General features: G+C 73.1%; 16 protein-coding genes. 8 read left to right on the plus strand and 8 right to left on the minus strand.

Annotated features, from left to right (window positions below; translation table 11 throughout):
* The first annotated feature begins 50 nt into the window (after window positions 1–50).
* Entirely contained in the window at window positions 51–1076 is a 1026-nt protein-coding gene (locus AB0A94_RS10995) for a glutathione S-transferase C-terminal domain-containing protein (RefSeq protein WP_361742105.1), read from the plus strand.
* Between the two features lie 77 nt (window positions 1077–1153).
* Window positions 1154–1447 (plus strand): DUF4235 domain-containing protein, encoded by a 294-nt coding sequence (locus AB0A94_RS11000; RefSeq protein ID WP_361742108.1) that lies wholly within the window; start codon window positions 1154–1156, stop codon window positions 1445–1447.
* Between the two features lie 39 nt (window positions 1448–1486).
* On the opposite strand, the gene AB0A94_RS11005 is transcribed toward AB0A94_RS11000, so the two are convergent.
* Window positions 1487–1879, minus strand: coding sequence for a VOC family protein (locus AB0A94_RS11005; RefSeq protein ID WP_361742111.1), 393 nt, complete (start codon window positions 1877–1879; stop codon window positions 1487–1489).
* Window positions 1880–2204: 325 nt separating this feature from the next.
* Between AB0A94_RS11005 and AB0A94_RS11010 the strand changes: the two genes are divergently transcribed.
* Window positions 2205–3236 carry a 7-epi-alpha-eudesmol synthase gene (locus tag AB0A94_RS11010; protein ID WP_361742114.1) on the plus strand — a complete coding sequence of 344 codons (1032 nt, stop codon included), beginning with the start codon at window positions 2205–2207 and terminating at the stop codon, window positions 3234–3236.
* A gap of 43 nt (window positions 3237–3279) precedes the next feature.
* Here AB0A94_RS11010 and AB0A94_RS11015 read toward each other — a convergent pair whose 3' ends face one another.
* From AB0A94_RS11015 to AB0A94_RS11035, 5 genes are read right to left on the minus strand one after another with little or no spacing between them, the layout of a single operon-like run.
* On the minus strand, window positions 3280–4515 hold the full coding sequence (locus AB0A94_RS11015) for a cytochrome P450 (protein WP_361742117.1): 1236 nt from the start codon (window positions 4513–4515) through the stop codon (window positions 3280–3282).
* On the minus strand, window positions 4512–5117 hold the full coding sequence (locus AB0A94_RS11020) for an ATP/GTP-binding protein (RefSeq protein ID WP_361742120.1): 606 nt from the start codon (window positions 5115–5117) through the stop codon (window positions 4512–4514). Before AB0A94_RS11020 ends, AB0A94_RS11015 begins: the two co-directional genes overlap by 4 nt.
* Window positions 5098–5469: a DUF742 domain-containing protein gene (locus tag AB0A94_RS11025; protein ID WP_361742123.1), complete on the minus strand. Its 372-nt coding sequence runs from the start codon at window positions 5467–5469 to the stop codon at window positions 5098–5100. The genes AB0A94_RS11020 and AB0A94_RS11025 overlap by 20 nt, the downstream gene beginning before the upstream one ends.
* Window positions 5466–5876, minus strand: coding sequence for a roadblock/LC7 domain-containing protein (locus tag AB0A94_RS11030; protein ID WP_030821389.1), 411 nt, complete (start codon window positions 5874–5876; stop codon window positions 5466–5468). Before AB0A94_RS11030 ends, AB0A94_RS11025 begins: the two co-directional genes overlap by 4 nt.
* Window positions 5873–7510, minus strand: a complete 1638-nt coding sequence (locus AB0A94_RS11035; RefSeq protein WP_361742127.1) for an ATP-binding protein — start codon at window positions 7508–7510, stop codon at window positions 5873–5875. Before AB0A94_RS11035 ends, AB0A94_RS11030 begins: the two co-directional genes overlap by 4 nt.
* Before the next feature lie 368 nt (window positions 7511–7878).
* On the opposite strand from AB0A94_RS11035, the gene AB0A94_RS11040 reads away from it, so the two are divergent.
* The 3 genes from AB0A94_RS11040 to AB0A94_RS11050 all read left to right on the plus strand — a co-directional run bounded on the left by AB0A94_RS11040 (window position 7879) and on the right by AB0A94_RS11050 (window position 9660).
* Window positions 7879–8259, plus strand: coding sequence for an anti-sigma factor antagonist (locus AB0A94_RS11040; protein ID WP_361742130.1), 381 nt, complete (start codon window positions 7879–7881; stop codon window positions 8257–8259).
* Window positions 8260–8389: 130 nt separating this feature from the next.
* Window positions 8390–9052 (plus strand): DUF4230 domain-containing protein, encoded by a 663-nt coding sequence (locus AB0A94_RS11045; RefSeq protein WP_361742133.1) that lies wholly within the window; start codon window positions 8390–8392, stop codon window positions 9050–9052.
* A 59-nt stretch (window positions 9053–9111) separates the two neighbouring features.
* Window positions 9112–9660 carry a VanZ family protein gene (locus AB0A94_RS11050; RefSeq protein ID WP_361742136.1) on the plus strand — a complete coding sequence of 183 codons (549 nt, stop codon included), beginning with the start codon at window positions 9112–9114 and terminating at the stop codon, window positions 9658–9660.
* Between the two features lie 27 nt (window positions 9661–9687).
* Here AB0A94_RS11050 and AB0A94_RS11055 read toward each other — a convergent pair whose 3' ends face one another.
* Window positions 9688–9951: a hypothetical protein gene (locus AB0A94_RS11055; protein ID WP_361742138.1), complete on the minus strand. Its 264-nt coding sequence runs from the start codon at window positions 9949–9951 to the stop codon at window positions 9688–9690.
* A 54-nt stretch (window positions 9952–10005) separates the two neighbouring features.
* Window positions 10006–10815 (minus strand): SDR family oxidoreductase, encoded by an 810-nt coding sequence (locus AB0A94_RS11060; protein ID WP_361742141.1) that lies wholly within the window; start codon window positions 10813–10815, stop codon window positions 10006–10008.
* A gap of 320 nt (window positions 10816–11135) precedes the next feature.
* On the opposite strand from AB0A94_RS11060, the gene AB0A94_RS11065 reads away from it, so the two are divergent.
* Together AB0A94_RS11065 and AB0A94_RS11070 are read left to right on the plus strand one after the other, a co-directional pair.
* On the plus strand, window positions 11136–11792 hold the full coding sequence (locus AB0A94_RS11065) for an HAD family hydrolase (protein ID WP_361742144.1): 657 nt from the start codon (window positions 11136–11138) through the stop codon (window positions 11790–11792).
* Between the two features lie 30 nt (window positions 11793–11822).
* Entirely contained in the window at window positions 11823–13037 is a 1215-nt protein-coding gene (locus tag AB0A94_RS11070; RefSeq protein WP_361742147.1) for an aromatic acid exporter family protein, read from the plus strand.
* Window positions 13038–13244: the final 207 nt, after the last annotated feature.

Here is a 13244-nt window from a genome sequence, read left to right on the forward strand (position 1 = left end):
AACGGGGAACGCGGTCACAGGGACATCCGAACGGCGACTAGGAGGGCACCATGGGCCGTGACGACGGGGGCGACGGCAACAGTTCGTACGGCAGGAAGAAGTTCAAGAGGTCGAAGGCCCACTTCGCGGACCGGATCACGGCGGACGGGCGGGACGGGTGGCCGGTGGAGGCCGGGCGGTACCGGCTCGTGGTGAGCCGCGCCTGCCCGTGGGCGAGCCGGGCGCTGGTGTCCCGGCGGCTGCTCGGGCTGGAGGACGCGCTCTCCCTGGCCGTCACGGACCCGGTCCAGGACGACCGGAGCTGGCGCTTCACCCTGGATCCGGACGGCCGCGACCCGGTGCTCGGCATCCGGTACCTGAGCGAGGCGTACGACCGGCGCGAGACGGAGTACCCGGGCGGGGTGAGCGTGCCGGCGGTCGTGGACGTGCCCAGCGGGAAGCTGGTCACCAACGACTACCAGCAGATCACCCTGGACCTCGCCACCGAGTGGACGGCCCTGCACCGCGAGGGGGCGCCCGACCTGTATCCGCGGGCGCGGCGCGAGGAGATCGACGCGGTGACGGACGACGTCTTCCAGGACGTCAACAACGGCGTGTACCGGGCGGGCTTCGCCACGGACCAGGAGGAGTACGAGGCCGCGTGCACGGCCCTGTTCCGGCGGCTGGAGCTGCTGGCGGGGCGGTTGGAGCGGCAGCGGTACCTGGTCGGCGACACCATCACCGAGGCGGACATCCGGCTGTTCACCACGCTGGTGCGGTTCGACGCGGTGTACCACGGCCACTTCAAGTGCAACCGGTGGAAGCTGACGGAGAACCGGGTGCTGTGGGCGTACGCCCGCGACCTGTACCAGACGCCCGGTTTCGGCGACACCGTGGACTTCGACCACATCAAGCGGCACTACTACCGGGTGCACACCGGCATCAACCCCTCCGGCATCGTGCCCCTCGGTCCCGACCTGTCCGGCTGGACCGCGCCCCACCACCGTGCGGAGCTGGGCGGCCGGCCGTTCGGGGACGGCACCGCGCCCGGTCCGGTGCGGGCCGGTGAGGAGGTGCCGGCACGGGGCCGCCCCTGACCACCCCTGACCGCCGGTCCGTCCGCCGGCACTCCACCCACCGACGAGAGACGACGCAGCCGAGCTAGGAGATCCACATGGCGAAGAAGAAGCTCCCCCTGGCGTACAAGCCGATCGGCTTCGTGCTGGGCTGGACCAGCGGCACCATGGCGGGAATGGCGTTCCAGAAGACCTGGAAGGTGATCCGGCACGAGGACGACGCGCCGGACGCGCTGGACCGGGACCGCCGCTGGGGGGAGATCCTGCTGGCCGCGGCGATCCAGGGCGCCATCTTCGCGGTGGTGCGCAGTGCCGTGGACCGGGCCGGCGCCAAGGCCATCGAACGCTCCACCGGCACCTGGCCGGTCCCGGACAAGGGCGGCCGCGACTGACGCGTCCGTACGGCCGGCCCGCCGTCCCCCGACGGCGGGTCAGCCCTGTTTGGGCGCCGTCGACGTGCCCCGGCGGACGGTGAAGGAGTGGCCCGCCGGGTCGGCGTAGCCGCGTTCCCCGGTGGGTCCCGAGGTGTCGCCCGTCTCCATCGGGCGCCCGCCGAGGCCCACGATCAGGCGTTCCACCGTGTCCAGGTCGTCCACCACGAACTCCAGGTGCGCCTGGAGGGAGTTCTCCGGACGGGGCCAGCTCGGGGCGGTCGCGTTCACGTCGCGGCGCAGCGCCAGGCGGAAACCGTCGGCGGCCCGGATCTCCACCCGGTTGACGTGGGCGTCGACGTCCCGCGCCCCCAGCAACTCCTTGTAGAACTCGGCGAGTTTCTCGGGTTCGGCACAGTCGAGCACCACCACTCCGGCCGTCACCAGGGTCATGTCTCCTCCTCGGGAGTCCGGGGGCGCGGGGCGCTCCCGCCCCGCCCTGTACGTGACACCTGTCCCCGCTCGCCGGATTCAACCGGGCTCCGTGGCAGGTGACTTCCGGGGGACGCGTGAGCGTACGCGCGCCAACTGCCGCGTGCAGTAACGAAGATCACCGGCCGTCACGGTGCGGATTTTTCGATCTTGGGGCATCCTCATAGCGCTTGTCGATTCAACTTCCGTAAGAGGAAGTCGAGTTCGAGTGCGCGGGCGGCCGTCGTCACGGCCGCCCGCTCGCAGGGCGGGGGGACTCTGCGTTCCGCCTCCCGAAAGGAAACACATGTCCCAGGACGTACGGTTCGATCTCCCCTTCGACACCCCCGTCAACGACCATCTGGAGTACGCGCGGGCGCGCCATCTGCGCTGGGTGTGGGAGATGGGGCTGGTGCGCAGCCGGGCCGGCTTCGAGGAGTACCGGTCCTGGGACCTGTCCCAGGCCGCCGCCCGTACGTATCCCCACGCCTCGGCCGAGGACCTGGTCGTCCTGATGAACTGGTTCTCCCTCGCGTTCCTCTTCGACGACCAGTTCGACCCCGCGCGGCCCGACCGCGCCGAGCGCATAGCCGAGGTGGCCCGGGAACTGATCGTGACCCCGCTGCGGCCGGCGGGGAGCGCCCCCCGGGTCGCCTGCCCCATCACCCTGGCCTGGGCCCAGGTCTGGGCGCATCTCTCGGATGGCATGTCCCTGACCTGGCAGACCCGGTTCGCGGCTTCCTGGGGGCGGTTCCTGGTGGCGCACTGCGAGGAGGTCGACCTGGCCGCCCGGGGGCTGGCCGGGACGCTCGGCCTGGACGAGTACGCGGCCTTCCGGCGCCGTACCGTCGGCATCCACCACAGCATCGACGCGGGCGAGCGCAGCCGCGGCTTCGAGGTCCCGGCGCAGGCGATGGCGCATCCGCTGATGGAGCGCCTGCGCGATTTGGCCGCGGACACCATCGGGTTCATGAACGACATCCACTCCTTCGAGCGGGAGCGGCGCCGCGGTGACGGGCACAACCTCGTCGCCGTCCTGCACCGGGAGCGGGGCTGCTCCTGGGAGGAGGCCGCCGCCGAGGCGTACACCATGACGACCGCGCGCCTGGCGGAGTACGTCGAGCTGGAGGCGCGGGTGCCGCGGATGTGCGACGAGCTCGGGCTGGACGCGGACGAGCGCGACCGGGTGCGCCGGGGCGTGGAGGCCATCCAGCACTGGATCAACGGCAACTACGAGTGGGCGCTGACCACCGGCCGGTACGCGGCGGCGAAGGAGGGCCCGGTGGCCACCGCGGAACAGGCCGGGCGGGGCTCCGTGGACGATCTGCTGACCGTGTGAGACGGCCGTGCTGCCCGGCCGCCGCCGGGGCCGGGCAGCGGCGTCACCCGCCGAACTCGACGGGCAGGGCGTCCAGCCGGGACTCCCAGGTGGAGGCGGTCGAGCTGAGCTCCTCCGGTTCCACCGCCAGCCGCAGTCCGGGCAGCCGGTGCAGCAGGACGTCGACGGCGATCTCGACGAGGGACTGTCCGATGTTCTGTCCGGGGCACTCGTGCGGACCCGAACTGAAGGCCAGGTGTGCCTGGTTGCCCTGGACGGACACCCCGGCGTCCGGACGGATCTCGGGGTCCCGGTTGCCCGCGGCGAGCCCCAGCACCAGCAGGTCGCCCTCCTGGACGCGGTGACCGCCGAGTTCCAGGTCGCTCGCGGCGAAGCGGCCCGGCAGGACGGCCAGCGGCGGGCTGTCCCACATGACCTCCTCCACGATCTCGGAGACGTTCAGCCGGCCGCTGATCAGCCCGGAGAGCCGCGAGGTGTCGCTGAGGACCAGTTGCAGCACCCGGGCCAGCAGGTTGCTGGTGGTGGTGTGCGCGGCGATCAGCACCAGACGCAGATGGCTGACGACCTCGTCCTCGTCGAGCCCTGCGCGGTGCTCCAGCAGGGCGGTGGCGAGATCGCTGCCGGGCTCGGAGCGTTTGCGCACGACGAGTTCGCCGAGGATCTCCTGGATGCGCGCGTCGTGGGCGACGGCGTCCTCGCCGCCCTTGAGAACCTGTGCGCAGGACTCGACCAGGTCGCGCCCCTCCGCCTCGGGCAGCCCCAGCAGGCGGCTGAGCACCAGCATCGGCAGGTAATCGGCGTAGTCGTGCACCAGGTCGGCGCGCCCGGTGTCCGCGAACGCGTCGATCTGCTTGTTGGCGTAGTGCGTGGCGTGCCGGCGGATGCCGCGGCCGGCCGCCGCCTGGAGGGCGTCGGTGACGGCCGCGCGGAGCCTGCGGTGCGGTTCGCCGTCCTGGGAGACGCAGTCGGGACGCCAGCCGAGCATCGGGACCAGCGGTGAGTTCTCGTCGACACGGCCGTCGATCCGGTCCCGCCAGATGCGGGCGTCCCGGGTGAACTGGCGCGGGTTGTCCAGCACCCGGCGGGCGTCCCGGTAGCCGAGCACCAGCCAGGCCGGCACCTCGCCCTCCAGGAGCACGGGCGCCACCGGGCCGTGCTCCTCGCGCAGCCGTTCGTACACGCCGGCCGGGTCGGTGGCCGCCTCCGGCCCGTACAGCCGGACGGGCTCCGCGCCGTGGTGGGCGACGGGGCAGCCGCGGGGGGTGTCCGGGTCGTTCATCGGGACTCCCCGGCGACGACCGAGCGTTCCTTCAGGTGCCGGATCAGGGCGACCAGCACGTCACGGCTGGAGGCACGGTCACGGGCGTCGAAGGACACCACCGGGATGTGCGCGGGGATGTCCAGGGCGTCCCGTATCTCCTCGACCGGGAAGTCCTTGGAGTCGGGGAAGACGTTGAGGGCGATGACGAAGGGCACCTGCTGCCGCTCCATCTCCTCGATCGCCCGGAAGCTGGAGGCCAGCCGCCGGGTGTCCACCAGGACGACCGCGCCGAGCGCCCCCTTGAACAGCCCGTTCCACAGGAACCAGAACCGCTCCTGTCCGGGCGTGCCGAACAGGTACAGCACCAGGCTGTCGTTGAGGCCGATCTTGCCGAAGTCCAGGCTGACGGTGGTCTGCGACTTGTCGGCGACCCCGATGAGGTCGTCGACGCCGGCGCTGGCCTGGGTGAGCGTCTCCTCGGTGGTGAGCGGCCTGATGTCACTGACCGAGCGGACCATGGTGGTCTTCCCGGTGCCGAAGCCGCCGGCGATCATCACCTTCACCGAGCGGATGTCCCCGCCCCCGTGCCGGCCGGGCCGGTCAAAGCCTTTCAAGTCCACTGAGTACCTCCTCAAGGAGCGCGAGGTCGGGCCCGCGCCCGGCGACGTGTGCCGGGACGGGGTCACGGGCTTCGACCCGGCCCGCGTCCAGCAGGTCCGACAGCAGCACCGCGAGAATGTTGAACGGCAGCCCGAGGTGGGCGCCGAGTTCGGCGACCGAGAGCGGCTCACGGCAGCGCCGGACGATCTCCTCGTGCTCGTGCTGCAGGCCCGGGACGGAGCCCGGGCGGGAGACGACGAGGGTCGCCACGTCGAGTCCGGCCGCCGAGCCGCCCGGTCCGCTGCGCCCTCCGGTGAGGACGTAGTAGCGCTCGAGACCGGACGGGTCCGCCGGCCGGCGGGGAGCACTCATCCAGAGTGCTCCTCCAGGCGCGGAGTGGTCCCGAGGAGCTCGCCCATTCTGCGGGCGAGGTCCCTCATCTGGTGTCCGAGCAGTCCCTGGTCCAGGCCCTCCCGGGCGAGGACGCCGAGGTAGGTCTCCACGCCGGCGCGGACCACGAAGAGGTGGCCGCCGTCGACCTCGATCATCGCCAGCCGCAGCTGTCCCGCGTAGGCGGGGAACTGCTCGGCGACCGGCTGGGCCAGGGCCTGCAGGCCGGCCACCACCGCCGCGAAGCGGTCGACGTCGTCGGGGTCGTCCGCCCCGTAGGAGGTGATGGCCTTGCCGTCGCTGGAGGCCACGAGGGCGAAGCGGATCTCCTGGATGCTCTCGACGAGGTCGCGGAGCGCCCAGCTCACGTCGGTTCCCTGCTGCGTCATGTGGTCTGGTCGCTCTCTTCGGTGTGGTGCTCGGTGGACTCACGTCCGGTGGGGGTGTCACGGACGCCGGGCGTCCGGGGCGCCGGGTCGCCGGCGCGTCCGGCGGTGGCGAAGGCGGCGAGGCCGGTGAAGGAGGCGTCCGGCGGTACGGCGGCCACGGCGGCGCCCGTCGTCGGCCCGGCCGGTGCGAGGGGCTCCGGGGCGTCCGCGCCGGTCCGCCTGGAGCGGCGGCGGGGCAGTCCGCCGGGGGTGGTGTCGGCGGGCTCGGCGGATGCGTCCGGGGCCGGTCCGGCGGTGGTGGCCGACGACGCCGGGCCGGGCTCGGTGGGGAGCTCCGCCGCGGTGGTCGCGGGCAGCGGGCTGAAGTACTTGTGCGGTACGACGACCACCACGGAGGTGCCGAGCCAGGGGGAGTCCGCGAAGGTGACGCGGATGCCGTAGCGGCGGGCGAGGATGCCGACGACCCGCAGACCGATGTTGGCGTCCTCGGTGATGCCACCGATGCCCGCCCCGGGCGCGGTGCCCGCGAGGGCGTGTTCGGCCGCGCGCTTCTTCTCCTCGCTCAGGCCCTTGCCGGAGTCCTGGATCTCGATGCCGACGCCGTTGGGGACCTCGCGGCCGGAGACCATCACGGGTTCCGAGGGCGGTGAGTAGCGGGCCGCGTTGTCGAGCAGGTGGGCGAAGATCAGCGTGAGGTGGTCCACCAGTCCGCCGTCCACGCCGAGTTCGGGGAGCCGGCTCAGCTGGACGCGGTGGAAGTCCTTGATCCGGCCGATGCCGCCGCGCACCACGCTCAGCAGCCGCTGCGGCTCCTGCCACTGCCTGCCGGGCCGGTCGGAACCGCCGAGGACGCCGATGCTGGCGGCCAGGCAGTCGGCGGGGCCGATCTCCTGGTCGAGTTCCATCAGCCCCCGGGCGACGGCGGGCAGCCGGCCGTGTTCGCCCTGCATCTCGTGGAGCCGGCCGCGGAGCTTGCTGGTCAGTACGTGGATGCGGTTGCCGATGCTGATGACGGCCTGCTCGGCGGAGGTGGAGCGGTCGAACTCCTCCTCCAGGCCGATCAGCGCGGTGCGCAGCAGCTTGCGGAGTTCGGTCTGGAGGGCGGCGCCGACCTTCGCGCACTGGTCGACGCCCGGCAGCAGGTCGTCGATGGCGTCACCGGCGCGCAGCCGTCCGATCGCCTCCGGGAGCTGCTCGTCGGCGAGGCGGGCGACCGCGGACAGCTGGTGGGCCAGCTGCTCCCGCCGGGCCTCGGCCTCCTCGGCGAGCCGCGCCTCGTAGGTCCTGGCCTGTCCGGCCAGCCGCTCCTCGAACTCCTGCTCCCGGGTGGTGCGTTCGGCGGTGAACCTCCGCTCCTGGTCCGCCATGTGCTGCTGCCACCGCCGGGTGTGCTCGGCCTGCGAGGCGCGGTGGGCGTCCTCCGCGCGCAGCAGCCGGATCCGGTACCGGAGCATGAGCCGTACGCACACGGAGCAGGCGGCCGTCGCGGCGGCGCCGAGGACGGCCGTGCCGATCCGGTCCGGACTCATCGACGCGGCGGCGACCGTCCCGCCGCCGAGGCCGAGCGGCATCAGCCACCAGCCGTACCGGGCGACAGGGGCCCGCGCCGCCGGTGGCGGAGTGGCGAGTTCCATCTGCATCCTTCGAAGCAACATGGGGGGGTGTGCAATGGGGGGTGTGCGACGGGGACCGCCCTCATGCGTACGCACCACGAAGCGACCCGTCGCGAGGTCGGTCAACTCGCGGCGCTGACAAGGAGCTTATCGGGTCGGCAGCCCTGTGGATCAAGTTCGTCCGCTGCCTGAAGTGAGGGTTCCGTCACGCTCCGACGAGGGCTTCCGGGACCGACCGACCGGTTCGGAAGAACTCGGTCGCAATTGGAAGACATATGTCAATCGAACATGCTCAAATGCACTCGACCGAAGGTAACTTGCAAGGAGGGGGCCGGTGTTGGGGCCGGTCCGCTCCCCGTTGCACGGAGCAGGCTGGAGGCGATGACGTGGTGCGGTACGAACCTGCACCGCTGACCCGGCACCTGCGCGTCCGCCACGACCGGGGACACACGGTGCTGGAGTTCCGCGGTGAGATCGACATCGCCGCGGCCGCGGAGATCGCCCCGCACCTGGACACGGCGACCGCCGAACCGGACGCCCGGATCGTGATCGACCTGACCCACGTCGAGTTCTTCGACCTCTCCGGGCTGCGCCTGCTGTACCGGGCCCGGCAGCGGATCACGGACGGCCCCGACCGGCTGCGCCTCGTGTGCACCCACCCGCTGACCCTGCGCATGCTGCGGATCACCGGCACGTCCCGTCTGCTGCCGCCGTGGCCGACCCTGGACGCGGCCCTGGAACAGCCCGGGACCGCCTCCGGCCCGGTCTGACCACCGGGTCCGCGACCCGGCGCCCACCGTGCGCCCCTCCGTGCTCCCGGTGCGGTCGCCCGTTCCTCGACTCCCTTGTCTGACCCGGGAACCGGGGGGCATGCGGTCAGGAGGAAGGAGGGCCGTCGCCATGACGACTCCCGTGAAGGGACCGACCGCGCGCCTGCCCGGATGGGCGAAGGCGCTCGGCGCGGTGGTGCTGCTGCTCGTCGTGCTGTTCGCCGGGCTCCGGATGAGCGTGCTGCCGGGCCTGAAGGACCTGTTCGGCACGGAGACCGAGGACCGCTCCGGACCCGCGCTCCTGGAGTCCGTCCAGGACATCAGCCGCTACGACGCCGCCTCGGGCAACTTCCAGGTGGTGGTGGACCTGGAGAAGGACGCGAAGTTCCTGCCGGACGCCGTCCGCGGCAGCCGCACGTTGTACGTGGGCGCGGGGAGCGTCGACGCCTACGTCGACCTCGGGAAGCTGGACGAGGACGACGTACGGGTCGACGACGACCGCACGTCCGCCACGCTGCGGCTGCCCCACGCCCGCCTGGACAAGCCGGCCCTGGACCCCGAGCGCTCCTACGCCGTGTCCAAGCAGCGCGGGCTGTTCGACCGGCTCGGCGACCTCTTCTCGGACAACCCGGGCAGCGAACAGGCCGTCCAGAAGCTCGCCGTGCGGCACATCGGCGACGCGGCGAAGGAGAGCGGACTCGTCGCCCGGGCCGAGACCAACACCACGGAGATGCTCGAAGGGCTGCTGCGCTCCCTGGGGTTCGAGGAGGTGCGGGTCAGCTACGGCGACTGACCCGCACAGCCGGGGGTAACCGGCGTACCACACAAGGAAGTTGACTACTGGAGGACCGAATGGCCCGCGCCGTCCCACGTCCGCGTTCCCTGCTCCACCGGCGTCCGCGACCGTCCGGGCGCGGCACCGCGGAGGACGCTCCGGAGCGGCGCCCGCTGCCGCTGATCCCGCGGTTGCTGGCGATGCTGTGCGCCTTCGTGTTCATGGTCGCCTTCGCCGTGGTCCTGGCCCGGCTCACCCTGCACCCCTCCCCCGCCTCGGAGGCGCTGACCCACACCAATCTGCGTCCGGGCCACTCGCTGCGGGCCTACCTGGACCAGCCCGCGCTGCGTGACGCCGTGCGTCAGATCGGCGGCAACATCCTGCTCGGCGTGCCCTTCGGCGTGCTCGCGCCGGTCGTCGCACCGCGCACGCGCGGATTCCTGCGGGTGCTGGTGCTGACGGCCGTCGTGATGCTGCTGGTGGAGTTCGCGCAGGGCGCCCTGGTGACCGGACGCGCCTTCGACGTCGACGACGTCATCCTGAACACCGGCGGGGCGCTGCTCGGGTACCTGCTCGTGGGCCGCCGCCTGAGCCGGGCCGTGCACGCGCGCCGCCCGAAGGCCTGACCCCCTGAGGCGTCCCTCCCGCGGGGGTCAGGGCCGTTCGTGCGTGTGCGGGGCCCCGCGCAGGGTCCAGGTGAACTTGTCGCCGCCCACCCAGCGGACCACGTCCGGGTCGTCCAGGTCATGGACCGTGATCCCGAACGCGGCGGCGGCGTGCAGCACGTCGGTGACGGTCTTCGCCTCGCCGACCACCTGTCCGTCGATCTCCACGATCCGGAACGGCGGAGTCCCGGGCTGTACCCCGAGCACCATGATCCGCGGATGCGACATGTACGGGCTCGCGCTTTCGGTCATGCATCGAGGGTAGAGCGCGAACGGTGCGAGCGCGGCGTGCGGGCGCGCCCGCGTTCAGGGCCGCCGCCAGTCGTCGCCCGTCAGGTGCGACCCGGCCTGCGGACCCATCCGGAGCATTCCGCCGTCCACGCTCCAGGAGGCACCGGTGACGTAGGAGGCGTCGGGTCCGGCGAGGAAGGCGATGACCGCGGCGACCTCACGGGCGTCACCGGGCCGTCCGAGGGGGACGCCGGGGCGGCTCTCGGTGTGCGGGTCGGTGTCCTCCTGGCCGGTCATGGGCGTGGCGATCTCGCCGGGGGCGACCGCGTTGACGGTGATGCCGTGCTCGGCGAGCTCCAGCGCCATCACCTGGGTGAGCAGCCCGAGGCCGCCCTTGGCGGCGCAGTACGGTGCGGCGCCCACGCGGGGCTGGTGCTCGTGCACGGACGTCACGTTGACGATGCGGCCCCCGTCGCCCTGCCGGATCATGTGCCGCGCCGCCTTCTGCCCGCACAGGAACGGGCCGATCAGATCCACGTCGAGCACTTCGCGCACCTTCGACAGCTCCAGGTCCAGGAAGGGCGTCATCGTGCCCGTGCCGGCGTTGTTGACCAGCACGTCGACACGGCCCAGACGGTCGCACAGCTCGTCGACGGTGTCCGCGGCGGCGGGCAGCCGGGTGAGGTCCAGGTGCGCCACCTCGGCCCGCCGCCCGTGCGCCCGGCACTCCCGCGCCGTCTCCTCGGCGCCCTCGCGGTCGCCGTGCCAGGTGATGCCCACGTCCATGCCCTCGGCGGCCAGGCGTACGGCGGTGGCCCGGCCGATGCCGGAGTCCGCGCCGGTGATCACGGCGACCTTGCTGCTCGGGGTGGTGGGGACGGACATGCGGACCTCCTGGTCGGCGACGGTGGGTGCGAGGCATCGCAGTACCCCGGCGGGCGCGGGGCCAACCTCCGCGTCCGCCGTACGGCCGTACGCGCCCCGGGAACTCCGGAGCGAGGACGGCCCGCCGGGCGGCGGCCGCGGTGCGCGGCCCGCGCTCCGGCGTCCTCGGGCACCGCGCCGGAGCACCGGGGGCCGTCGGGCCGGGTGGTCACCGCCCGGCCCGTGGACGAGCCGCCGGCGTGGCCCCGGAGCGGGAGGCGCCCTCCGGAGTGACGGACGGCCGGGGTGGTACCCGTACCGCTCCCGAGGAAGGAGCGCGTATGGAACGGGCGGCCGTGTTCGACGTCGACGGCACTCTGGTCGACACCAACCACCTGCATGTGACGGCCTGGTGGGAGGCCTTCCGGCAGGCGGGCCACCGGGTGCCGATGCACGCCGTCCACCGGGCCGTGGGGCTGCCCTCCTCCGGTCTGGTCGCCCATCTGCTGGGCGAGGACCGGGACACCGGCCGCGACGACGAGCTGAGCGCGGCGCACAAGGCGCTGTACGGGCAGTACTTCGACCGGCTGCCCGCGCTGCCGGACGCCGGCCGGCTGCTGGAGCGGCTGCACCGGGACGGCTGGACGGTGGTGCTCGCCACCTCGGCGGGCGGTGCCGAGCTGAGCGCGCTGCGCCGGGCGATCGACGCGGACGAGGCGATCGGCGCGACGGCGAGCGCCGACGACGTGGCGGAGGGCAAGCCCGCGCCGGAGCCCGTCGAGCACGCCCTGGAGCTGGCCGGGGTGCCCGCGGAGCGGGCGGTGTTCGTCGGTGACACGGTGTGGGACATGCAGGCGGGCAGCCGTGCCGGTGTGCGCTGCGTGGGCGTGCTGTGCGGCGGCATCCCGCGCGCCGACCTGGAGGAGGCCGGCGCGGACGCGGTCTACGACGACCCGGCCCATCTGCTGGCGTCGCTGTCGGACAGTCCCCTGGCATGAGATCCCCCGGGGCCGGGATACCCGCGGGGCATGACGTGTGTGCGGGAAGAGAGCGGACAGGATGACGCCGCGGGGCGGACGGCTCCGGTGGCGCGGGTGCGGGACGCCGTGCGGTGGGACGTGCGGTCCGTCGGCCGGGCGGCGCGGGCCGCGTGGCGGGGACCCGGGCGGGAGCGGGATCTGCTCGTCCAGTCGCTGAAGGCCGCCGCGGCGGCGCTGCTGGCCTGGCTGCTGGCGCAGGTGTGGCTCGGCGACCCGATGGCCCTGATGGCGCCCTGGGTGGCGCTGGTCCTGGTGCAGGCCACCGTCTACAGCTCGCTGGTGCAGGCGGCGCGGCAGTTCACGGCGATCTGCGTGGGAGCCCTCGTGGCGTCGGGGGCGCAGGCGGTCACCGGCGACACCACGGGCGCCCTGGCACTGTGCCTGCCGGTGCTGATGCTGCTGTCGAACTGGCCGCGCTTCGGCGACCAGGGCGTCTACGCCGCCACCACGGCCGTCTTCACGATCGCCACGGGAACGGTGAGCGCGGTCGCCGTCGGGCACCGGCTGGGGCAGGCGGCGCTCGGCGCGGTCATCGGCGTCGCCGTCAACGCGCTGGTCCTGCCGCCGATCCACCTGCGGGACGTACGGGAGAACCTGGCGGCGCTCGCCCGCGAGGCGGGTGACGTGCTGCACGCCGTCGCCGGGGATCTGCGCGAGGGCGAGTGGGACGCGCAGACCGCCGCGGGCCGGCTCGGTGCCGCGGCGCGACTGCAGGACCGTCTGGAGGCGCTGCGCTCGGCCCGCGGCTGGAGCAGGGAGAGCCTGCGGCTGACCTCGGGCACCCTGCGCGCCCTGTACCGGGCGCCGACGGCGGCGCTGCCGCCGGAGGACGAGGACGAGCGGTTCAGCCGCGTCACCGGACACGTCACGGCGCTGACCCGCACGCTCGCGGTGGCCGCCGACGAGGACCGTACGCCCGCCGCTCCGGACGCCGCGGTGCTGCGCTGCTACGCGGAACTGCTGGAGCTGATCGGCGACGCCTGCCACACGGAGGCCGAACGGCTGCCGGCCGGCGGCACCCACGGGGACGCCCTCCTGGACGAGCGGACCGAGGCGGTCATGCGGGACCTGCACGGAAAACTCCAGGACGGGCTGCGCGAACAGGCCGGACGGGGCGCCGCGCGGACGGCCGTCCTGGGCACGCTGGTGCTCCAGGCCGAGAACCTCTGGGCCGAACTCGACGGTGGTACCCGGGGCCGGTGACACACGTCACGCCCCCGAGCGGCCGGACGCGGAACACCCGGAGGTGGTTCTCCGTTGAACCGATCGTGGGTGCGGACGGGACAGTGTCCCCGGGCCTCACCATCCGCCCACGGGGACGATCGTTCGGCTGAAGCCCTGTGGAGCCTTTCGCCGAGAGGCGACCGCCGTCCGCGCCCACCACCGAGCCGCCCCGGCCGTGATTCCCCC

It is taken from the genome of Streptomyces sp. NPDC044984, from assembly GCF_040646935.1.
Taxonomy (GTDB): Bacteria; Actinomycetota; Actinomycetes; order Streptomycetales; family Streptomycetaceae; genus Streptomyces.